Here is a 21,325-nt window from a genome sequence, read left to right on the forward strand (position 1 = left end):
TACCCGCTCTCGATGACTGGATAAAGGCTGAATTGGATAAAATCTGAACAGTTATTTCTTTATCGCCGTCGGTTTGGTTGCGCGGGGCTTAGTCAATAACCCGCCGTCAAACCTCAGTGCGTGAACCGATTCACTCGGGCGAGTGAAAGCTCAGGCTGTAATTCACGGCTTTATTGCCCGGATCGAGGATATCCAGGGAGATATGGATCGGGGTCTGCGATGGCATTTCGCTTACTCCGGCCAACTCACCGCTGAGGTATTCGGCGGGTTTGAAGCGACGGCTGGCAATCAGGCTGCCATTCAGGTCGGCGAAACGCAGCTCCAGCAGTGGGAAGGGCTGGGAGAAGGTCGCACGGTTGTAGATGATCGCGTCCACCACCAGCGCCCCGGCGAAATCCGGATGGCTGCGCACCACCAGGTTGCTGCTCTTGATGTGCGCGATATCGACCCGCGACGGCACCGTGCAGCCCAGTGTGGGGCACAGTTGCTGGAACCAGGGGCGATAGGCGTCCTGGCGGGCCAGGTCGTCGAATTGGTAGGCAATGTACTGGCCTGCCAGGCCTGCGGCGGCGATCAGGACCAGCAACAGCCAGATCAGGCGACGGCCCCAGCCCGACGGACGTTTTTGCGCGTAGAGATGCAGCGGGTCGTCTTCCAGGTCCTGCAGCACATCGTCATGGACGCTGGCTTCAGGGCGTGGGCGTTTGCGCCGCAAGGGCGGGCGCTCGTCGGGGTCGGCGGCTTCCGCGGCTTTGGTCAGCGGCGTGAACGGCGGGTCGATGTGGTCATCGTCTGGCGTGGAGCGCAGTGGCGGTTCGTCGTCGAGATCGTCAACGTGCAGCGACATCGACGGCTCGGTGCGCTGCCGGGTCGCCGGCGTATGCGGCGGCTCGGTTTCAGTGGCCGGGGGGCGCTCTTCGGGCGGCTCGCTGAACAGGCTGGCGGCCCATTTTTCCTCTTCGGCCTTGACCGTGTCACGGCTGGCACTGAGGGACTCTTCCTTTTGGCGACGATCGGCGCCCGCCTGGCGGCGTTCCGCACTGACGGGCAGTGTGTGTTGAATCTCGCGGCGTTCCAGCTTGGCCAGTTCTTCGTCCAGGTCCAGGTTATCCAGGTCCAGCTCTTCGGCCGTCCACTGTTTCTGGCTGATTGCCCGCGGCGGTTCCGGCTCCGGCTCGGTCGCCGCCGGCAGCTCAGGCGCGGCGGTGCCGGCTGCGCGCTGCTCCAGCAATTGGCGAGCGGCGTTGAACACTTGCAGGCACGAGCCGCAGCGAACCACGCCACGGGCCACGCTCAATTGAGCGTGACTGACGCGAAAACGCGATTGGCAATGCGGGCACTGGGTGACGAAACTGTCGGTCATGCGGCCATCCGATTCAGGCAAGCGCTCATTCTAGCGCCGACGACCGCTGATGCGTACCCAGCCATCACGGTTGGCGATCGGATCCAGCTCGAAATCCTTCGCGTAGGCGGCGGCAACGTCTTCGCCTTGCTCGGCCAGGATGCCCGACAGCGCCAGGCGGCCACCCGGCTTGACCAGGCTCGACAGCTGCGGTGCCAGTGACACCAGCGGGCCGGCGAGGATGTTGGCCACCAGCACGTCGGCCTGCACCTGGGGCAATTGCTCCGGCAGGTAAAGTGGGAATTTGCCTTCCGGGATGTTGTTGCGCCCGGCGTTGTCGCGGGAGGCTTCCAGGGCTTGCACGTCGATATCGGTGCCCACGGCTTCCTTGGCGCCCAGCAGCAGGGCGGCAATCGCCAGGATCCCCGAGCCGCAGCCGAAGTCCAGCACGTGGCTGTCGGTCAGGTCCTGGCCATCCAGCCATTCCAGGCACAGCGCGGTGGTCGGGTGGGTGCCGGTGCCGAACGCCAGGCCCGGATCCAGCAGCAGGTTGACGGCATCCGGCTCAGGCGCGGCGTGCCAGCTTGGCACGATCCACAGGCGCTGGCCGAAACGCATCGGCTGGAAGTTATCCATCCAACTGCGTTCCCAGTCCTGGTCTTCGATGACTTCACTGTGATGCTCGGGCAGCGGGCTGCCGGTGAGCAATTCCATATGGGCCAGCACGGCGGCGGCATCGGTGCCGTCTTCGAACAGGGCCAGCAAATGGGTGTGCGACCACAGCGGGGTGGTGTTCAGTTCCGGCTCGAAGATCGGTTGGTCTTCGGCGTCCATGAACGTGACTGAGACAGCGCCTACTTCGAGGAAAGCGTCTTCATAGGTTTCGGCTTGTTCTGGGCTGATGGCGAGACGGACTTGCAGCCAAGGCATGGCGGGCACCTTTGAAAAAAATGAGTGTGCAGCGGGGTGGGGCTGCGAAAGGGCGCAAGTTTACGCGAGCGGCGGGAGGGGTGTACACATAACAAATGTGGGAGCGGGCTTGCTCGCGAATGCGGTGAGTCAGTGAAGAGTATTTTAGCTGATGCACCGCATTCGCGAGCAAGCCCGCTCCCACAGGGTGATGTATCCATCCAGCAAAACCCAGGGCCCAGAAACAACAAAGCCGCCCGAAGGCGGCCTTGTTGGGTGGAGCACTTACTGGTTAGCCAGCTTGTGTTCCAGGTAGTGAATGTTCACACCACCTTCGCAGAAGCCTTCATCACGCACCAGGTCCCGATGCAGCGGGATGTTGGTCTTGATGCCGTCCACCACGATTTCGTCCAGGGCGTTGCGCATACGGGCCATGGCCTCGTCGCGGGTGGCGCCCCAGGTGATCAGCTTGCCGATCAGCGAGTCGTAGTTGGACGGAACCTTGTAGCCGCTGTACAGGTGCGAATCGACGCGAACGCCGTTGCCGCCGGGTGCATGGAAATGCTTGACCAGGCCTGGACTTGGGATAAAGGTTTTCGGGTCTTCGGCGTTGATGCGGCACTCCAGGGAGTGGCCGTGCATCTTCACGTCGTCCTGGGTGAAGGACAGCGGGTTGCCGGCGGCGATGCTCAGCATCTCCTTGACGATGTCGATACCGGTGACCATCTCCGAAACCGGATGCTCTACCTGCACGCGAGTGTTCATCTCGATGAAGTAGAAACGACCGTTCTCGTAGAGGAACTCAAAGGTACCGGCGCCACGGTAGTTGATGTCGATGCACGCCTTGACGCAGCGAGCCAGGACTTCCTGGCGAGCCTTTTCATCCAGGCCCGGTGCCGGCGCTTCTTCCAACACCTTCTGGTGACGGCGCTGCAGCGAGCAGTCACGGTCGCCCAGGTGGATGGCGTGGCCCTGGCCGTCGGACAGCACCTGCACTTCCACGTGACGTGGGTTGGTGAGGTACTTCTCCAGGTAGACCATCGGGTTGCCGAACCAGGCGCCCGCTTCGGAGCGAGTCTGCTTGGCGGCTTCGATCAGGTCTTCTTCCTTGTGCACCACGCGCATGCCGCGACCACCACCGCCACCGGCGGCCTTGATGATCACCGGGTAACCGACTTCGCGACCAATGCGCAGGGCGGTTGCCTCGTCTTCAGGCAGTGGGCCGTCGGAACCAGGAACGGTAGGTACACCGGCGGCGATCATGGCGTCCTTGGCCGAGACCTTGTCGCCCATCAGGCGAATGGTTTCGGCTTTCGGGCCGATGAAGGCAAACCCGGATTTTTCCACCTGCTCGGCGAAATCGGCGTTTTCCGCGAGGAAGCCGTAGCCCGGGTGGATGCCATCAGCGCCGGTCACTTCAGCGGCAGCGATGATGTTCGAGACTTTCAGGTACGAGTTCGTGGCCAGTGGCGGGCCGATGCAGATGCTTTCGTCCGCCAGTTTCACGTGCATCAATTCGGTATCGGCCGTCGAGTAAACAGCGACGGTCTTGATGCCCTCTTCCTTACAGGCGCGCAGGATACGCAGCGCGATCTCGCCGCGGTTGGCGATCAGGACTTTTTGCAGTTTCTTCGCAGGTTTCAACATCGAAGGCGCTCCGCGGTTCAAACGATGGTGAACAGCGGCTGGTCGTACTCAACCGGCTGACCGTTTTCTACCAGGATGGATTCGATGACGCCGGCTTTTTCAGCCGTGATGTGGTTCATCATCTTCATCGCTTCAACGATGCAGATGGTGTCGCCCACTTTCACGGTTGCGCCGACTTCAACGAAGGCTGGCGAGGTCGGTGCCGGGGTGCGGTAGAAGGTACCGACCATTGGCGACTTGACCACGAAGCCGTTCAGCGCAGGTGCAGCCGGGGCGGCAGGTGCAGCGGCAGCAGCAGGGGCGGCGGCCGGTGCAGCAGCGGCTGGAGCCGGCGCTTGCATCTGTGGCGCGTAGAACTGTTGGGCCGGGGTCTTGCTGTGACGGCTGATCCGTACGGACTCTTCGCCTTCCTTGATTTCCAGCTCGTCGATACCGGATTCTTCCAGCAGTTCGATCAGTTTCTTAACTTTACGGATATCCATGAATCATCAACTCCCAAGGGTCGGTCAGGGGCGCTTGGCCTGTTCTTCAAGCTGTTCCAGGGCGGCCTCCAGGGCCAGTCGGTAACCGCTGGCGCCAAGGCCGCAGATCACTCCTACCGCTACGTCGGAGAAGTAAGAGTGATGGCGGAAAGGTTCGCGTTTGTGCACGTTCGACAAATGCACTTCGATGAATGGGATGCTCACCGCCAGCAGCGCGTCACGTAATGCAACACTTGTGTGCGTAAAAGCGGCGGGATTGATCAGGATAAAGTCCACGCCTTCGCCGCGCGCGGCATGGATACGATCAATCAATTCGTACTCGGCATTGCTTTGCAGGTAGAGCAGATGGTGGCCGGCTTCACGCGCCCTGCGTTCAAGATCGAGGTTGATCTGGTCCAGGGTGACTGCCCCGTAGACGCCCGGTTCGCGGGTGCCGAGCAGGTTCAGGTTGGGTCCGTGAAGAACCAGTAAGGTCGCCATCGGCTGTTCCTTGTTATTGATGTGGGTACGGCAGAACCCGGCGACTATGCCGCAAAGCCTTTGTGACTGTCCAGTTCTATGCAGTAGCCAGCACGATTACCGAGGATAGCGCGAAATTTGTGACTGTGGCCGGTGATCCGGTCATGGGTAATACGCTCGTGAATGCCATGAAGGTCAAATGTGGGAGGGGGCTTGCCCCCGATGGCGGTGGATCCGTTACAGATGCTGAGCAATTGCTCCCACATTTGATCTCTATAAGGCTGAAGATCGTGTCAGACGCGGAAGGCTTGGACGGCCGTGTTGAGTTGCCCACCCAGCACCAGCAAGTGCTCACCCTGGCTGCGGCCCTGCCCAATCCGTAGCAAGTTGTCCTCGCCCAACTGGTGAATCCGCTCACTGTTGTCGCGAATTTCACTGACGGCACCACTTTGCTGCGCGGTCACATCGGCGATGCGCACGGCGGTGTCGGAAATGGTCTGGATCGCGCCGACAATTTCATCCAGCGCGCCGTCCGCCGCCTGCGCCTGCTGGGCGGTGGCTTCGGCATGTTCGACTTGGGCTCGCATGCCTTGCACGGATTGGTGGGCGGCGTTTTGCAGGCCGGCGATCAAGGTCTGGATTTCTGCCGTGGCCCCGGCGGTACGCTGGGCCAGCGAACGGACCTCGTCGGCGACCACGGCAAAACCACGGCCGGCCTCACCGGCGCGCGCGGCCTCGATGGCCGCGTTGAGGGCCAGCAAGTTGGTCTGGTCGGCAATGGCGCGAATCACGGTCAGCACCCCGCCGATGGTGGCGGATTCTTCAGCGAGTTTTTCGATCATCTGCGCGTTTTGCTGCACTTCGCCCACCAGGGCGTGCAGCCCGGTCAGGCTCAGGCCGATCACGCGCTGGCCTTGCTCCACCGCCTGGCCAGCGCTTCGGCTGGCGCCCGCCGCCTGGCTGGCATCGCCGGCGACTTGCTGGATGGTCGCTTCCAGTTCGCCCAGCGAATCGCGGATCTGCGCGGTATCCCCGGCCTGGCGCTCGGCGCCGTCGTGCAGGCCGCTGCTCAGTTCGGCGAGGGCGCGGCTGCTGCCGGCGACTTCCTCGGCATTGCCGCGAATGGTACCAACCAGATCAACCAAGTAGGCCCGCAGGCGGTTCAACGAGGCTTCGATATCGTGCAACTCGCGGTTGGTCTTGCCCAGGGCAATCGGCCGGCTGAAGTCACCTTCGGCCCAAGTCGACAAGGCCGGCGCCAGGTTGGTCAGCACCCGCGCCAGGCGGCGTTGCAGCGTGTCGATCAGCAGTGCGATCAGCAGGATCAGGCCGATCATCACGCCTTGCATCAGGCGCACTTCGCCCTGGATCTTGCCGTGCTGCGCGCGCACCACCGGTTCCAGGCCGGCGATCGCTTGCTGCACGGCATTGATTTTCAGGTGGGTGCTGGCGGCCAGGTCGGCGCGTTGTTGGATCTGTTCACGGGTGCGCTTGAGTTCGGCGGGGTAGCGGGTCAACAGGCTGTTGAGTTCGCGCTTGAGGTCGACGCCGGTGTCCTGGGCTTCGGTTTTTTCGGTGTTTTCCAAGCCCATCAGCGCAGAAAAATCATCGGTGTTGGAGTCGGCGCTGGCCTTCACCCCAAGCAACGGCAATTGTTCCAACACATCAGCCTGGCTGCGGATGTTGCCGACTTCACGCTCCACATCATCGGCCAGCTCCGCGCGACCACTGCTCACCAACTTGTCGCGGGCCAGGGACAGTTTGCCCAGGTGCTGTGCGGCAGCCAGCAGGGGGGGCAGATAGCGTGCAGCTTCGGGGGAATTCACGCCGATAGCGTACTGGCTCAGTTGTTCCAGGTTCGCGCCCAACTCGCGCTCGGCCTGCAGCAGCAAGGCTTGTGGGTCGCCAGCCAGCTTGCCGGCAGCCAGCAAGTCGGTCTTGCTGAATGTGTCCAGGTCTACCAGGCTCGGGCGCAGGTTTTGCGCGAGGTCCGCCGGCAGTTCATCCAGATGCTGCAACACGCCTTCGAGGCTCTGGCTGGCACTGCTCAAGCGCAGCGCATCACCGCTGGCCAGGTAGTCGTCGATATTGCGCGCGGCTTGGTTCTGGAAGGTCTGCGACAGGCTCAGGTAGCGCTCCATCAGCAGGTAAGGCCGTTCCAGCGCCCGTTGCGACCACCACAGCGTCGCCCCGAGCGCCAGGCATACGGCCACTAGAAGAAGGGTATTGAGATTGGTCAGCAGCTTCAGGCGCATGCGTGGTTTCAACCGACGGCAAAAGATAAGTGCCTGAAGTTATTGCGTTTTCATTACAAGGTTATGACCGAATCAGTTGATTCTGGTGAAAAGGTGGCACTTTGCTTTGATGTGCGTGCGGCCTGTACGCGGTTACGCCCGGCATCCTTGGCGCGGTACAGCGCCTCGTCCGCCTGGGCGGCCATCATCAGGCTGTCGGAGCCGTCGCACAGCTCCACCAGTCCGGCGCTGAAGGTGCACCACAAATCCTGGGGCTGGGCCGGGTAATGGATCTCGGCAAAACGCCCGCGAATCTCATCCAGCACCCGGCACGCCGATTCCAGATCGGTATCGGGCATCACGATGGCGAACTCCTCACCGCCGTAGCGCCCGATGTAGTCGGTCTTGCGCAGGCGCTGCTTGAGAAACAGCGCCAGGCTCTTGATCACGCGGTCGCCCATGGGGTGGCCGTGGCTGTCATTGACCCGTTTGAAGTGGTCGATGTCGAGCATGGCAAAGCTCAGTGGCTTGTTCTCGCGGCGTGCGCGGAAGCTGCAGTCTTCGAGCAGTTGCAGGATGTGAGTGTGGTTGTACAACCCCGTCAGGCTGTCGCGCACCATCCGCGCCTTGAGGTTGCGCGCGCGGGCCGCACGGTTGCGCACGGTGGTGATCAGGTGGCGCGGCTTGATCGGTTTGGTGAGGAAGTCGTCGCCGCCTTCGCTCATGGCATCCAGTTGCTTGTCCAGGTCGTCTTCGGCCGACAGGTAGATGATCGGCACACTGACGTAGCGGTCGTTATGGCGGATCACCTTGGCCAGTTCCGTACCGGTGCAGGCAGGCATGTACATGTCGAGGATGATCAGGTCGGGCTGGAAGTCCGCCAGCTCGGCCATGGCCTGGATCGGTTCGATCAACGTGCGGGTGACGATGCCGGCACTGTTGAGCAGCCGCTCAGTGTGCAGCGCCTGGGCCCGCGAGTCGTCGATGATCAACACCTTATAGGGCTCGTACTGGGCGACGCAGGTGAGCACTTCGATCTTTTCCAGCAGGCTGGAGGCTTCCAGCGTACCGGTCAGGAACTCCTGGCCCCCGGCGCGCACGGCGGCCAGGCGGGTAGGGGTGTCGGTTTCGTGCAGGCTGAAAAACAGCAGCGGCAGCTTTTGTTCCAGGCCTTCCTGGGCTTCGACGGCGAGCTTGAGGCCCAGGCCGGTGCCGCAGAAATCCACGTCCATCACAATGGCCGAAGGCAGGCGCTCGGCCATCGACGCGCGAAACGCGGCCACACTGTCGAGGGACTGGGCGCTCATGCCAAAGAACTCCAGCTGCTTGGCCAGGCGCTCGGCGCGGTCGTGATCGGCCAGCATCACGTAGATCGGCTTGCGCATCGGCGGCAGGAAGGTTTGTTCCAGCTGGTCGCCCTGGCGCAGGCCGGTGCGGGACAGGCGCTGCATCAAACGGTTGAGTTCGGTGATCAGGTGGCTGCTCAGGCGCCCACGGTTCTCGTCCACCGCCTTGAGGGATGCACCGATGTGCTGCGCCAACTGGCTGTGTTCCGGTTGTTCGAAACGCTCGGCGAAACGCAGCAGGCGCAAATTGGCTTCGCTGAGTTCGGAAAGGTCGGTGCCGGTCCATTCGCTACGTTGCAGGCGCTGCCAGATCTCAAGAATTTGACGTGCCTGATGAATTACCCGCTGGGCAAAGTGCTGCTTGAGACGCTCACGGCTGGGGTCTTCTGGCTCGGTCATATCCTGACTACTAGTTAGGGTGCATGCTGAGGTCGACTGATGGCTCTATGCTAGCACCTCTTTTCCATGGGATGAGTGTCATACATCAATAAACTACGTGTTCCGCGTATTCAGTTGCTGACTCGATGGTCGCGCAGCGTAAAAAGCGTGCATCCTTTATAGTCCAATGCCTCCTGTGCGCCAGTTTGGCGAAAACCCCCGCACGCGCGGGCACGATGGGGTAGGGTTGTGGTCGGAGTGTTTGAACGCACGCCATCAATTCAAGTGCATGAACTCAAGTGATTGAAAGGATATCGCCATGCTGGACTGGAAAAACCGTGCAGGCAGTGCCAAAGGCCCCGCCCCTGAGCCCAAGTCGGCCAACCGCAGCTATCTTCGTACCGTGCTGATGAGCCGTGCCGTGCTCAGCGTGCTCGGCCTGTACCTGTTGGTCACCGGCGCCCTGGGCTGGTACTGGAGCGAAGAGCCGGCGCTGTTTCCGGTCCAGCAGAACGCACAGATTGCCGCCGAAAAAGACGGCAAGCAGATGGTGGTGGGCTTTACCACCGTCGAAACCCTCAAGACCGTGGTCGGCACCCTGCTGAACAAACCCGGTGGCTACATTTCCAACGACCGCTTCCCGCCTGGCTTGTGGATGGACAATATGCCGAGCTGGGAATACGGCGTGCTGGTGCAGGTGCGTGACCTGACCCGCGCCCTGCGTAAAGACTTTGCCCGTTCGCAGTCGCAGTCGGCCGAAGACGCTGATCTGGCCAAGGCCGAGCCACGCTTCAACTTCGACAACAAGAGCTGGGTGCTGCCGTCCAGCGAGTCCGAGTACCAGGAAGGCATCAATTCCCTGAGCCGCTATGAAGCGCGCTTGTCCGACCCGAATCAGAAGGGCGCGCTGTTTTATGCGCGTGCCGACAACCTGAACAACTGGCTGGGCGATGTCGCTACCCGCCTGGGTTCGCTGTCGCAACGCCTGTCGGCCAGCGTTGGCCGGGTAAAGCTCAACACCGCACTGAAAACCGAAGCGCTGGCGCCGGGTGAGGTGCCGCAGGTCGATGAAGAAGTGGTGGAAACCCCATGGATGCAGATCGACAACGTGTTCTACGAAGCCCGTGGCCAGGCTTGGGCGCTGTCGCACCTGCTGCGCGCCATCGAAGTCGACTTTGCCGACGTGCTGGCCAAGAAAAACGCCACCGTCAGCGTGCGCCAGATCATTCGTGAGCTGGAAGCCTCGCAAGAGCCGGTTTGGAGTCCTATGATTCTCAACGGCAGTGGCTTCGGCGTGTTGGCGAACCACTCGCTGGTGATGGCCAACTATATTTCCCGGGCAAACGCTGCAGTGATCGACTTGCGTCAGCTACTCAACCAGGGTTGATGATGGACGCTACTCAAAAGGAGGCCGCACACCGCGCGGCTTCCGATGCTGAACTGATCTGCTGGGTCGACGAGCGGGACACCCTGCTCGGCACCCTCGTCAGGTCCGACCTGCGCCAGCGCGGCCTGATTGGCCGTTGCACTTTTATCTTCCTGTTCAACTCCCGTGGCGAGCTGTGTGTGCATCGGCGCACGCTAAGCAAAGCCATGTATCCAGGGTTCTGGGACACGGCGGCGGGTGGAATGGTGGCGGCGGGTGAATCCTATTCACTGTCGGCCGCCCGCGAGCTGGAGGAAGAACTGGGCGTCAGCGGAGTGGAGTTGGTCGAGCACGACCATTTCTATTTCGAGGATGGCGACAGCCGGCTCTGGTGTAAATCCTACTCTGCCGTCTGGGATGGGCCACTGCGCCTGCAGCCGGAAGAGGTCATGGAAGCGCGCTTTTTACCTATCGAAACCGTCCTGCAGGAGGCCGAACAAAAGCCTTACTGCCCGGACGCCCAAGAGGGGTTGCGGCGCTATCTGGCGTTGCGTCGCTAAAGTTGCATAAATTGGCGCCATTTGGCTCTTAGCAAGTCGGCTTTTTGTGGTTACACTGCGCGACTTTTCACCCGAACCGCCTTGGCGGTTCGGTAGCGCTGCCCCTGCCTGAGTGGGGCTTCGCGGTCGACAACCTCTTCGAAGGTGTCGATCAGTCTTTGTCCTCCCAAGAGGATTGCCGGTGGCCAAAAAAGCCGCATCCTTCGCCGCCCTTGGTGGCCTGGTATTTTCCACCGACGCAGGTCGACACTGCCCGGACTGTCGTCAGCCCGTGGATTCGTGTACCTGCAAACAGACCCTGATCCCTGAAGGCGACGGTATTGCCCGCGTGCGACGCGAGAGCAAGGGCCGTGGCGGCAAGACGGTGACCACCATCACCGGCGTGCCGCTGGCCGAAGACGCGCTGAAGGAACTCGCCACTGCGCTGAAAAAGCGCTGCGGCACCGGTGGTGCGTTGAAAGACGGTGTCATCGAGATCCAGGGCGATCACGTCGAGCTACTGTTGGCCGAGCTGATCAAGCTCGGGTACAAGGCCAAGAAGTCCGGCGGCTGAGAGCCTCTTCCCGACCTGTGTCTAAACTCTGTCCTGCGCGTGGGGTCCTACCTTGCACGCAGGCAAATCGTCATTTTCATTCTTTAGACTGCGCCAGCCTCAACCAGGGGCGGCGCTTTCGCCTTCATTTATAGGGGACTTCGATGTCCGTACGACGCACACGCAAAGACGATGGCAGCCAATGGACAGTTGCGGACAGCCGCAGTGTTTACGGGATTCGCCATTGGGGGGCCGGGTATTTCGCGATCAATGAAGCCGGTCGCGTAGAAGTCCGTCCGAACGGCCCGAACAGCACGCCGGTCGATCTGTACGAGCAAGTCGACGAGTTGCGTAAAAGCGGCCTTTCGCTGCCGCTGCTAGTGCGCTTCCCCGACATCCTGCAAGACCGCGTGCGCCAGCTCACCGGGGCATTCGATGCCAACATCGAGCGTTTGGAATACCAGAGCAAGTACACCGCGCTGTACCCGATCAAGGTGAACCAGCAGGAAGCGGTGATCGAGAACATCATCGCCACCCAGAACGTGTCCATCGGCCTTGAAGCCGGCTCCAAGCCTGAGCTGCTGGCGGTATTGGCCCTGGCGCCGAAGGGCGGCACCATTGTCTGCAACGGTTACAAGGACCGTGAGTTCATCCGCCTCGCGCTGATGGGCCAGAAGCTCGGCCACAACGTGTTTATCGTGATCGAGAAAGAATCCGAAGTTGAGCTGGTGATCGAAGAGGCTGCCAGCCTCAAGGTCAAGCCACAGGTCGGCCTGCGCGTGCGCTTGTCGTCGCTGGCGTCGAGCAAGTGGGCAGACACCGGCGGTGAGAAGTCCAAGTTCGGCCTGTCGGCGGCGCAGTTGCTGTCCGTGGTCGAGCGCTTCCGCGCGGCGGGCCTGGATCAGGGCATCCGCCTGCTGCACTTCCACATGGGCTCGCAGATCGCCAACCTGGCCGACTACCAGCACGGCTTCAAGGAAGCCATCCGTTACTACGGCGAGCTGCGCAACCTCGGCCTGCCGGTGGACCACATCGACGTGGGCGGTGGCCTGGGCGTGGACTACGACGGTACGCACTCGCGTAACGCCAGCTCGATCAACTACGACATGGACGACTACGCCGGCGTGGTCGTGGGCATGCTCAAGGAATTCTGCGACGCGCAGAGCCTGCCGCACCCGAACATCTTCTCTGAAAGCGGCCGTTCCCTGACCGCCCACCACGCCATGCTGGTGGTGCAGGTGACTGACGTCGAGAAACACAACGACGAAATCCCGACCATCGAAAACAAGGAAAGCCTGCCGGAAACCGTGCAATGGCTGGTGGACCTGCTGGGGCCGACCGACATCGAGATGGTCACCGAAACCTACTGGCGCGCCACTCACTACATGAGCGACGTGGCCACCCAGTACGCCGACGGCAAACTGACCCTGGCCGAGAAAGCCCTGGCCGAGCAGTGCTACTTCGCCGTGTGCCGCCGCCTGCACAACTCGCTCAAGGCCCGTCAGCGCTCGCACCGCCAGGTGCTGGACGAGCTCAACGACAAGCTGGCCGACAAGTACATCTGCAACTTCTCGGTGTTCCAGAGCCTGCCGGACACCTGGGCCATCGGCCAGGTACTGCCAATCCTGCCGCTGCACCGCCTCGACGAAGAGCCGCTGCGCCGTGCCGTACTGCAAGACCTGACCTGCGACTCCGACGGCAAGATCAAGCAGTACGTCGACGAGCAGTCGATCGAGACCAGCCTGCCGGTGCACGGTTTGAACGAAGGCGAGGACTACCTGCTGGGCATCTTCCTGGTGGGGGCTTACCAGGAAATCCTCGGCGACATGCACAACCTGTTTGGTGACACCGATTCGGTGAACATCTACCAGCGTGAAGACGGTTCGGTGTACAGCGCCGGGATCGAGACCCACGACACCATCGAAGACATGCTGCGCTACGTGCACTTGTCGCCGGAGGAGTTGATGACGCATTACCGCGACAAGTGTGCGAGCGCGAAGATCAGTGCGGCGGAGCGTACCCAGTTCCTGGATGCGCTGCGTTTGGGCCTGACACGGTCTTCGTACCTGTCCTCATAACCGCGTACAACGTGCTCTTTGTGGTGAGCGAGCTTGCCTCGCGCGGGGCAAGCCCGCTCACCACATAAGTCAGTCTTCACAGGTCTAAGGGGTTGGCGATGTCGAGAGTATTCTTGCAAGCGTTTACCCTGGCCGTCGCGGCATGCCTTGCGGCCTGTTCCCCCATCAATGTGCTCAACGCACTCACCCCTTCCAGCACGTTTACCAGAACCTCGGCCATCGCCTACGGCGATGATCCCCGCCAGAAACTCGATATCTACCGGCCAGCTCCTGCTATCTCCAACGCCCCCGTGGTGGTGTTCTTCTACGGCGGCAGCTGGAACAGCGGCTCCAGGGACGACTATGGTTTCGTCGGCGAAGCCCTGGCCTCACGCGGCATCGTGGTGGTGATCGCCGATTACCGGCTTTACCCGCAAGTGCGATATCCCGCGTTCCTCCAAGACAACGCCCACGCCGTTGCCTGGACCTATCAACACATCGCCGAACATGGTGGTGATCCCCACCAGCTCTATGTAATGGGGCATAGCTCCGGCGCCTACAACGCGTCGATGCTGGCGCTGGATGCGCGTTGGCTGAAAGAGGTTGGCCTGACGCCGTCAATCTTCAAAGGCTGGATCGGCCTGGCTGGCCCCTATGACTTCCTGCCGATTGAAAACCCTGAGGTGAAACCGGTGTTTTTCTTCCCCGATTCACCGCCGGATTCCCAGCCGATCAACCACGTCAGCGCCAGCGCACCGCCGAGTCTGTTGATGGCCTCGACGGACGACAAGCTCGTCAACCCCACGCGCAATACCGGCGGGTTGGCTGACAAGTTGCGGGCGGCAGGTGCTCCAGTGGAGGTGTTCTATTTCGGCAAGACCAATCACCAGACGCTGGTGGCTGCAATCGCTAAACCGCTGCGCTGGTTGGCACCGGTATTGGACCGGGCGACAGCGTTTATCCAAGCCACTGATCCTGCCGGTTCAAGCGCCAGGCAATCGCCCACAGAGTAAGGCTGCGCAAAGCCATGAACAGCAGGAAGGTTATCCACAGCCCGTGGTTACCCAAGGCCTGCAATGCCCAGGCGAATGGCAATGTCAGCAGCACCGTCAGCAGCATGCCGTTGCGCATTTCCCGCGCGCGGGTTGCGCCGATGAACAGGCCATCCAGCAGGTAACTCCACACCGCAATCAACGGCAGCACGGCCAGATAAGGCAGGTAGAGGTCGGCGGTTTCGCGCACGCTGGGGATGTCGGTCTGCATGGCGATGAACAGGTGGCCGGCAACGGTGAACAGCAGGGCGAAACCGATGCTGGCGATCAACGACCAACCACCGGCCACCACCAGCGAGCGGCGCAGGGACTGGCGGTCATGGGCGCCGATTGCGTGGCCGCACAGGGCTTCTACCGCATGGGCCAAGCCATCCAGGGCGTGGGCGGTCAGCAGCAGGCCGTTGAGCAATAATGCATTGGCCGCCACGGTGGCGTCACCGAGGCGGGCGCCTTGTACGGTGATCATGAAAAACACCGATTGCAGCGCGAGGCTGCGGATAAAGATGTCGCGGTTGACCGCCAGCAACGGGCGCCAGCTCTCCCACGCTTTCAGCGCTGCCCAGGCGATATGACCGGGGTAGGCGCGCAGGGCGTTTTGCGTCATCGCCAGGCCGAGCAGGGCGCCGGTCCATTCGGCAATCACCGAGGCGCGGGCGGAGCCGACCACACCCCAATCCAGGCCGAGTACAAACCACAGGTTCAGGGCGATGTTGACCAGGTTGGTGGTCAGCAGAATCGCCAGCGGCGCGCGGGCGTTCTGCGTGCCGAGGAACCAGCCCACCAGCGCGTAGCTGGCCAACGCGGCGGGCAAACCGAACAGGCGGGTGTGGAAGAATTCGCGGGTCAGTTGATTCAGTTCGGGCGAAGGCTGCATCCACTCCAGCGCCAGGTGGCTCAGCGGAATACCCACCGTGCCCAGGAGCATCGCCAAACCCAGCGCCAGCAACAGGCCTTGCAGCAGGATTTGCCGCAGTGCAGCCCCATCATTGCGCCCGGCAGCCTGGGCGGCGAAGCCGGTGGAGCCCATGCGCAGGAACCCCATGGCCCAGGCGAGAAAGGTATACAGGCTGGCGCCGACGGCCACGGCGCCCAACTGGTGAGCGTGAGGCAGGTGGCCGATGACCATGCTGTCGACCAGCGCCACCAGTGGCACCGAGATATTCGACAGGATCATCGGCGCGGCCAGGGCCCAGACGCGGCGGTGGGTGGGGCGGTGGCGCCAGTCGGTGAGCAAAGTGGGCATGCGGGCTCCTTCAGAGGAACGGCATTGTACCTATCCATCAGGTGCGCAGCAGAACCAATGTGGGAGCGGGCTTGCTCCCACAGGTGAGCTCTTTTGCCTGTGGGATTCGGCTGGCACGCTATCCCTGCCCAGAACCAAACTGCCCTCCGTCGGTCAATGTGACCAGCGCCACATCGGCCCCACGCAGGCTGATATATAGTTCACCCTTCGGACCCCTCTCACTACGAGTGCTCACATGCTTAATAAAAGCGTGCTTAACAAAGGACTGTTTCTTGCCTGTGCGCTGGCCCTGCTGAGCGCCTGCGATTCCTCCGATAAACCGGCTGCCCCGACCGCTCCCACAGCGGCGACAGTGGCCCCCAAACCGGCCAAGGCGGCGGTGGATGTGGCGGCGCTGAAGCAGCGGTACGCCGGGCGTGAGTTAAGCGTGGTGGACGTGTCCGAGGTGCAGCTTGACGGGGCCAGCACCTTGTCGGTGAGCTTTTCCATTCCGCTGGATCCCGACCAGAAATTCGCCGACAAACTTCATTTGGTGGACAGCAAGTCCGGCAAGGTCGATGGGGCCTGGGAAATCTCCGACAACCTGATGGAACTGCGCCTGCGCCATCTGGAGCCGCAGCGCAAACTGGTGCTGACGGTTGATCCCGGTCTCAAGGCGGTGAACAACAACCTGCTGCCCGCCGAGTACATCGCCCGTCTCGAAACCCGTGACCTGCAAGCCACTGTTGGCTTCGCCAGCCGTGGCACGTTGCTGCCGACCCGCTTGGCCGAGGGCCTGCCGGTGATCGCGCTGAACGTCGACAAAATCGACGTCGAGTTCTTCCGCATCAAGCCCGAGTCCCTGCCGTCGTTCCTGGCGCAGTGGGGGCGCAACACCAGCCTGCAAAGTTATGAATCCCGCGAGCTGCTACCGATGGCCGACCTGGTCTACGGCGGCCGTTTCGACCTGAACCCGGCGCGCAACACCCGCGAAACCCTGTTGCTGCCCATCGCCGGTCTCAAGCCATTGCAGCAGCCGGGCGTGTACCTGGCGGTGATGCGTGCTTCGGGCACCTACAACTATTCCCAGCCGGCCACGCTGTTTACCTTGAGTGATATCGGCCTGTCGGTGCACCGCTACGCCAATCGCCTGGACGTGTTTACCCAGGCGCTGGAAGGCGGCAAGGCACTGGATGGCGTTGACCTCGAAGTGCTCGACGCCGAGGGCCGCGTGCTGGGCCAGGGCAAGACCGAGAAGGGCGGCCACGCCGAATTGCCGCTGCCGAAGAAGGCCCAGGTGCTGCTGGCCAAGCAGGGCGAACAGACCAGCCTGCTGCGCCTCGACAGCGCGGCACTGGACCTGGCTGAGTTCGACATCGGCGGCCAACCGTCTCATCCCTTGCAGTTCTTTGTCTTTGGCCCGCGTGATCTGTATCGCCCCGGCGAAACCGTGCTGCTTAACGCCCTGCTGCGGGACAAAGATGGCAATGCCGTCAAACCGCAGCCGGTGAGTGTCGAAGTGCGTCGCCCGGATGAGCAGGTGAGCCGCAAATTCGTCTGGGATGCCGATGCGTCTGGCCTTTACCAATATCAACTGCAATTGGCCGGCGAATCACCGACCGGGCGCTGGCAATTGGTGTTTGACCTGGGCGATGGCAAGCCGCAGTTGTATGAATTCCTCGTCGAAGACTTCCTGCCCGAGCGACTGGCGCTGGAACTCAAGGGCAGCGACACGGCGTTGAGCCCGGCAGACAGCCCGGTGATCCAAGTCAACGGGCGTTACCTGTATGGCGCGCCTGCGTCGGGCAACCGGGTCAGTGGGCAAGTGTATGTGCGGCCTTTGCGCGAAGCGGTCAAGTCGCTGCCGGGCTACCAGTTCGGCTCCGTGACCGAAGAAGAACTGAGCCAGGATTTTGAGCTGGAAGAAAGCGTCCTCGACGCCAAGGGCCAAGAAGAGCTGACCCTGGAAAGCAAGTGGGCCGAGGCCAAGTCGCCGCTGCAACTGATCGTGCAGGCCAGCCTGCAAGAGTCGGGTGGGCGGCCGATCACGCGGCGCCTGGTGCAGCCGATCTGGCCGGCCGAGCAACTGCCGGGCTTGCGCGGGTTGTTTGACGGCACGGAAACCAATGGCGATGGCCCGGCGGAATTCGAAGTGCTGCTGGCCAACCAGGACGGGCAGAAACTCGCCGCGCAAAACCTCAAGGTGCGCCTGGTGCGCGAGCGCCGTGACTACTACTGGAACTACTCCGAGAATGATGGCTGGAGCTATCACTTCAACGAGAAATTCCTCAACCTCGACGAGCAGACCCTGAACATCAAGGCCGGCGACACGGCCAAGGTCAGCTTCCAGGTGGAGTGGGGCCCATACCGCGTCGAAGTGGAAGACCCGCAGACCGGCCTGGTCAGCAGCCTGCGCTTCTGGGCCGGCTACCAAGCCCAGGACAACACCGAAGGCGGCGCCGTGCGCCCGGACCAGGTCAAGCTGGCGCTGGATAAACCCGCGTATGGCGATGGCGACACCGCCAACGTCACCGTGACGCCGCCGGCAGCCGGCAAAGGCTACCTGCTGGTGGAGTCCGCCGAAGGGCCACTGTGGTGGCAGGAAATCGATGTGCCGGCCGAAGGCAAAAGCTTCGCGGTGAAGCTCGACCCGAAATGGTCGCGCCATGACCTGTACGTCAGTGCCCTGGTGATTCGCCCGGGCGAGCGCAAGGCCAATATCACCCCCAAACGGGCGGTGGGCCTGCTGCACCTGCCTTTGGATCGTACCCAGCGCAAACTCGGTGTGACCCTTACAGCACCGGAAAAAATGCGCCCCAAACAACCACTGACCGTGAAAGTCGCCGCCCGCAATGCCGATGGCAGCGTGCCGAAACAGGTGCATGTGCTGGTGGCCGCGGTGGACGTGGGCATCCTCAATATTACCGAATACCCGACGCCGGACCCGTACTCCAGCCTGTTTGGCCGCAAGGCCTATGGCGTGGACCAATTCGATATCTACGGCCAGTTGATCGAAGCCGGGCAGGGCCGCCTGGCCAGCCTGGCGTTTGGCGGTGATGCGGCGTTGGCCAAGGGCGGCAAGCGCCCGGACACCAGCGTGACCATTGTCGCCCTGCAAAGCGCACCCGTGACCTTGAATGAGCAAGGCGAGGGCGAAGTCAGCGTCAATATTCCCGACTTCAACGGCGAACTGCGGCTGATGGCCCAGGCTTGGACCGACGACCGCTACGGCATGGCCGAAGCCAAGACGGTGATCGCTGCACCGCTGATTGCCGAGCTGTCGGCGCCGCGCTTCCTCGCCGGTGGTGACCAGACGACGCTGGCCCTGGACCTGTCCAACCTGTCGGGCAAGGCGCAGAAGCTCGACGTACAACTGAGCGCCGACGGGCAATTGGAGTTGGCAAACGGTGGTGCGCAAACCGTCGAATTGAAACAAGGCCAGCGCACCACCCTGCGCATCCCGGTGAAAGCCTGGGGCGGGTTGGGCCAGGGCAAGGTCAAGGTGACCGTGAATGGCCTGGACCTGCCGGGCGAGAACCTGCCGCCGTTCACCCGTGAATGGACGCTGGGTGTGCGACCTGCATATCCGGCACTGCTCAAGCATTACCGTGCAGTGCTCAAGGATCAGCCATGGAACCTGCCGGTGGGCACCCTGGATCAATTCGATGCCTCGGGGCGCCAGGCGCTGCTGAGCCTGTCGAGCCGGCCACCGCTGAACCTCGGTGCGCAGATCAGCGCACTCAAGGCTTACCCCTACGGTTGCCTGGAACAGACCGCGAGCGGCCTGTACCCGTCGCTGTACGCCGACGATGCATTGCTCAAGCGCCTGTCGATCAAAGGCGAGTCGGACAGCGAGCGCAAACGCAAGATCGAGCTGGGCATCGAACGCCTGCTGGGCATGCAGCGCTACAACGGCAGCTTCGGTCTGTGGGGCGCTGATGGCGAAGAAGAATACTGGCTGACGGCCTACGTCACCGACTTCCTGCTGCGTGCCCGTGACAAGGGTTTTGCCGTGCCGCCTGAAGCGTTGAAGAATGCCAGCGAGCGCCTGCTGCGGTACGTGCAGGAGCGCAACCTGATCGACGTCGACTACAGCGATAACGCCGACCACACCCGCTTTGCCGTGCAGGCCTACGCCGGCATGGTACTGGCGCGCAGTCAACAGGCGCCGTTGGGGGCGCTGCGCAGCATCTTCGAACGGCGAAGCGATGCGCGCTCCGGTTTGCCGTTGGTACAGCTGGCTGTCGCGTTGCAGAAGATGGGTGACCAGCCGCGCGCGGACCAAGCCTTGCTCGCCGGGCTCTCTGCGCAGCGCAATGTCAACGAATGGCTGGCCGACTACGGCAGCCCGCTGCGGGACCAGGCGATGATCCTGGCGCTGCTGGAAGAGAACGACCTGGCCAAGGGCAAGCGTGAGGAGCGCTTGTTCACCCTATCCGACCAGCTGGCGGCCAGCCCCTATCTGTCGACCCAGGAGCGTAACTCGCTGTTCCTGGCTGGGCGCCTGGGGTTCGCCAAGCCGGATGCGAACTGGCAGGTGTCGCTCACCGGCAGTGGCGGCGTGCAGGAATTGAACAACCAGCAGCCGACGCTGGAGTTGGAAGGCAAACTGCTGTCCAGCGACCTGAGCCTGAGCAATCAGGGCGAGACGCCGGTGTACCAGCAACTGACGATCTCGGGTTATCCACAGGTGCCACCGGCGCCTGGCGGAGACAACTTGAGCATCCGCCGCGAATACCTGGGCATGAACGGCCAGCCGCTGAACCTGCGCAACCTCAACAGCGGTGATCTGGTGCTGGTGCATCTGGCGGTCAGCGCCAAGCAGCGTGTGCCGGATGCCTTGGTGGTGGACCTGTTGCCCGCCGGCCTGGAGCTGGAAAACCAGAACCTGGCACAAAGTGCTGCCAGCCTGGAAAACGCCAGCAGCCAGGTGAAGGAGTGGCGTGAGTCGATGCAGAATGCGTCGCTCAAACACCAGGAGTTCAGGGATGACCGCTATGTGGCGGCGATCAATCTGGAAGGCTCTGGCACTACGCACTTGCTCTACTTGGCGCGTGCCGTGACGCCGGGTACATACCGGGTGCCGCCGCCGCAGGTGGAGTCGATGTACCGGCCGAACTGGCAGGCGGTGGGGGAGACACCGGCGGATCTGGTGATCAAGGGGCGGTGAAGGTCTCAGCTTGAAGTGGAGATCAAATGTGGGAGCGGGCTTGCTCGCGAATACGGAGTGTCAATTAGCGCCTCTATTACTGACCCACCGGATTCGCGAGCAAGCCCGCTCCCGCAGGGGATGTGTGGTGGTTTTGGGTTAGTGGACGACCCAGCTCAGGAGCCACAGGCCCAGCAGTAGCCAGATGATGCCCATGATGATCGACGCGCGCATGAAGGCGCGTATGGCCGAGTACAGCAGCATCAGGCCGATGATCAGGGTGATGATGCTGATAATCGAGGTGTCCATGCCCAATGTACGGGACAGGCCATCGATGAAGTTGCCACCGGCATTGGTCAGCGCACCGAACAGGCCGCTGAGTCCGTCGACGATAAAACGGATGATGGAACCGAGCGCCTGGCCCAACCATCCGAAAAAGCTTTCTACCTGCATGTGTGTGTCCTGATGAGAAGGTGGGCGTATCTGTGCTTTTGGTTGTTATTGCGACGGGCTAGTTCCCTATAAGCATAGAGGTTTGCCGGTTTAAACATGGGTTTCATTAATTGTACAGGGTTCAGGGTAGGAGCCGG

Annotated in this window: 15 protein-coding genes; 6 read left to right on the forward strand and 9 right to left on the reverse strand. The window is 62.2% G+C overall.

Annotated features, from left to right (window positions below; translation table 11 throughout):
• Positions 1–130: 130 nt before the first annotated feature.
• The 7 genes from KHP07_RS22055 to KHP07_RS22085 form a co-directional block, all read right to left on the reverse strand.
• Positions 131–1,363 (reverse strand): DUF3426 domain-containing protein, encoded by a 1,233-nt coding sequence (locus tag KHP07_RS22055; protein WP_214498019.1) that lies wholly within the window; start codon positions 1,361–1,363, stop codon positions 131–133.
• Between the two features lie 30 nt (positions 1,364–1,393).
• The gene (prmA, locus tag KHP07_RS22060) at positions 1,394–2,272 is read right to left on the reverse strand and encodes a 50S ribosomal protein L11 methyltransferase (protein WP_099493457.1); all 879 of its coding nucleotides are present in this window, start codon (positions 2,270–2,272) and stop codon (positions 1,394–1,396) included.
• A gap of 264 nt (positions 2,273–2,536) precedes the next feature.
• Entirely contained in the window at positions 2,537–3,898 is a 1,362-nt protein-coding gene (gene accC, locus KHP07_RS22065; RefSeq protein ID WP_025857634.1) for an acetyl-CoA carboxylase biotin carboxylase subunit, read from the reverse strand.
• Between the two features lie 17 nt (positions 3,899–3,915).
• Positions 3,916–4,380 carry an acetyl-CoA carboxylase biotin carboxyl carrier protein gene (gene accB, locus KHP07_RS22070; RefSeq protein ID WP_010213489.1) on the reverse strand — a complete coding sequence of 155 codons (465 nt, stop codon included), beginning with the start codon at positions 4,378–4,380 and terminating at the stop codon, positions 3,916–3,918.
• A gap of 24 nt (positions 4,381–4,404) precedes the next feature.
• Positions 4,405–4,860 (reverse strand): type II 3-dehydroquinate dehydratase, encoded by a 456-nt coding sequence (gene aroQ, locus KHP07_RS22075; protein WP_003171482.1) that lies wholly within the window; start codon positions 4,858–4,860, stop codon positions 4,405–4,407.
• Between the two features lie 272 nt (positions 4,861–5,132).
• Positions 5,133–7,094 carry a methyl-accepting chemotaxis protein gene (locus tag KHP07_RS22080; RefSeq protein ID WP_099493456.1) on the reverse strand — a complete coding sequence of 654 codons (1,962 nt, stop codon included), beginning with the start codon at positions 7,092–7,094 and terminating at the stop codon, positions 5,133–5,135.
• Between the two features lie 53 nt (positions 7,095–7,147).
• Complete coding sequence (locus tag KHP07_RS22085) at positions 7,148–8,818, reverse strand: response regulator (RefSeq protein WP_214498020.1); 1,671 nt, start codon at positions 8,816–8,818, stop codon at positions 7,148–7,150.
• A gap of 388 nt (positions 8,819–9,206) precedes the next feature.
• Here KHP07_RS22085 and KHP07_RS22090 point away from each other — a divergent pair, with 388 nt between their 5' ends.
• From KHP07_RS22090 to KHP07_RS22110, 5 genes are all read left to right on the forward strand, one after another.
• A complete protein-coding gene (locus KHP07_RS22090) occupies positions 9,207–10,184 on the forward strand; it encodes a DUF2333 family protein (RefSeq protein ID WP_371322043.1) in 978 nt (325 codons plus the stop codon).
• Between the two features lie 2 nt (positions 10,185–10,186).
• The gene (locus tag KHP07_RS22095) at positions 10,187–10,723 is read left to right on the forward strand and encodes an NUDIX hydrolase (protein ID WP_099493455.1); all 537 of its coding nucleotides are present in this window, start codon (positions 10,187–10,189) and stop codon (positions 10,721–10,723) included.
• 181 nt (positions 10,724–10,904) lie between these two features.
• Positions 10,905–11,276 (forward strand): translation initiation factor Sui1, encoded by a 372-nt coding sequence (locus KHP07_RS22100; RefSeq protein WP_025857628.1) that lies wholly within the window; start codon positions 10,905–10,907, stop codon positions 11,274–11,276.
• 143 nt (positions 11,277–11,419) lie between these two features.
• Complete coding sequence (gene speA / locus KHP07_RS22105) at positions 11,420–13,333, forward strand: arginine decarboxylase (RefSeq protein WP_078046681.1); 1,914 nt, start codon at positions 11,420–11,422, stop codon at positions 13,331–13,333.
• Positions 13,334–13,431: 98 nt separating this feature from the next.
• Positions 13,432–14,325, forward strand: a complete 894-nt coding sequence (locus KHP07_RS22110) for an alpha/beta hydrolase (RefSeq protein WP_214498021.1) — start codon at positions 13,432–13,434, stop codon at positions 14,323–14,325.
• Here KHP07_RS22110 and KHP07_RS22115 read toward each other — a convergent pair.
• Positions 14,270–15,607 (reverse strand): MATE family efflux transporter, encoded by a 1,338-nt coding sequence (locus KHP07_RS22115; RefSeq protein ID WP_214498022.1) that lies wholly within the window; start codon positions 15,605–15,607, stop codon positions 14,270–14,272. The genes KHP07_RS22110 and KHP07_RS22115 overlap by 56 nt on opposite strands.
• A gap of 250 nt (positions 15,608–15,857) precedes the next feature.
• Here KHP07_RS22115 and KHP07_RS22120 point away from each other — a divergent pair, with 250 nt between their 5' ends.
• The gene (locus KHP07_RS22120) at positions 15,858–20,756 is read left to right on the forward strand and encodes an alpha-2-macroglobulin (protein ID WP_214498040.1); all 4,899 of its coding nucleotides are present in this window, start codon (positions 15,858–15,860) and stop codon (positions 20,754–20,756) included.
• Positions 20,757–20,894: 138 nt separating this feature from the next.
• On the opposite strand, the gene KHP07_RS22125 is transcribed toward KHP07_RS22120, so the two are convergent.
• A complete protein-coding gene (locus KHP07_RS22125; RefSeq protein WP_078046684.1) occupies positions 20,895–21,188 on the reverse strand; it encodes a hypothetical protein in 294 nt (97 codons plus the stop codon).
• Between the last annotated feature and the right edge of the window lie 137 nt (positions 21,189–21,325).

It is taken from the genome of Pseudomonas sp. VS40, assembly GCF_018587885.1.
In the GTDB taxonomy this organism is placed as follows: domain Bacteria; phylum Pseudomonadota; class Gammaproteobacteria; order Pseudomonadales; family Pseudomonadaceae; genus Aquipseudomonas; species Aquipseudomonas pergaminensis.

Excerpts from the sequence above, each read along its gene's own strand:
- KHP07_RS22055 (WP_214498019.1), bottom strand. The coding sequence starts at position 1,363 with ATGACCGACAGTTTCGTCACCCAGTGCCCGCATTGCCAATCGCGTTTT.
- prmA (WP_099493457.1), bottom strand. The coding sequence starts at position 2,272 with ATGCCTTGGCTGCAAGTCCGTCTCGCCATCAGCCCAGAACAAGCCGAA.
- accC (WP_025857634.1), bottom strand. The coding sequence starts at position 3,898 with ATGTTGAAACCTGCGAAGAAACTGCAAAAAGTCCTGATCGCCAACCGC.
- accB (WP_010213489.1), bottom strand. The coding sequence starts at position 4,380 with ATGGATATCCGTAAAGTTAAGAAACTGATCGAACTGCTGGAAGAATCC.
- aroQ (WP_003171482.1), bottom strand. The coding sequence starts at position 4,860 with ATGGCGACCTTACTGGTTCTTCACGGACCCAACCTGAACCTGCTCGGC.
- KHP07_RS22080 (WP_099493456.1), bottom strand. The coding sequence starts at position 7,094 with ATGCGCCTGAAGCTGCTGACCAATCTCAATACCCTTCTTCTAGTGGCC.
- KHP07_RS22085 (WP_214498020.1), bottom strand. The coding sequence starts at position 8,818 with ATGACCGAGCCAGAAGACCCCAGCCGTGAGCGTCTCAAGCAGCACTTT.
- KHP07_RS22090 (WP_371322043.1), top strand. The coding sequence starts at position 9,207 with ATGAGCCGTGCCGTGCTCAGCGTGCTCGGCCTGTACCTGTTGGTCACC.
- KHP07_RS22095 (WP_099493455.1), top strand. The coding sequence starts at position 10,187 with ATGGACGCTACTCAAAAGGAGGCCGCACACCGCGCGGCTTCCGATGCT.
- speA (WP_078046681.1), top strand. The coding sequence starts at position 11,420 with ATGTCCGTACGACGCACACGCAAAGACGATGGCAGCCAATGGACAGTT.
- KHP07_RS22110 (WP_214498021.1), top strand. The coding sequence starts at position 13,432 with ATGTCGAGAGTATTCTTGCAAGCGTTTACCCTGGCCGTCGCGGCATGC.
- KHP07_RS22115 (WP_214498022.1), bottom strand. The coding sequence starts at position 15,607 with ATGCCCACTTTGCTCACCGACTGGCGCCACCGCCCCACCCACCGCCGC.
- KHP07_RS22125 (WP_078046684.1), bottom strand. The coding sequence starts at position 21,188 with ATGCAGGTAGAAAGCTTTTTCGGATGGTTGGGCCAGGCGCTCGGTTCC.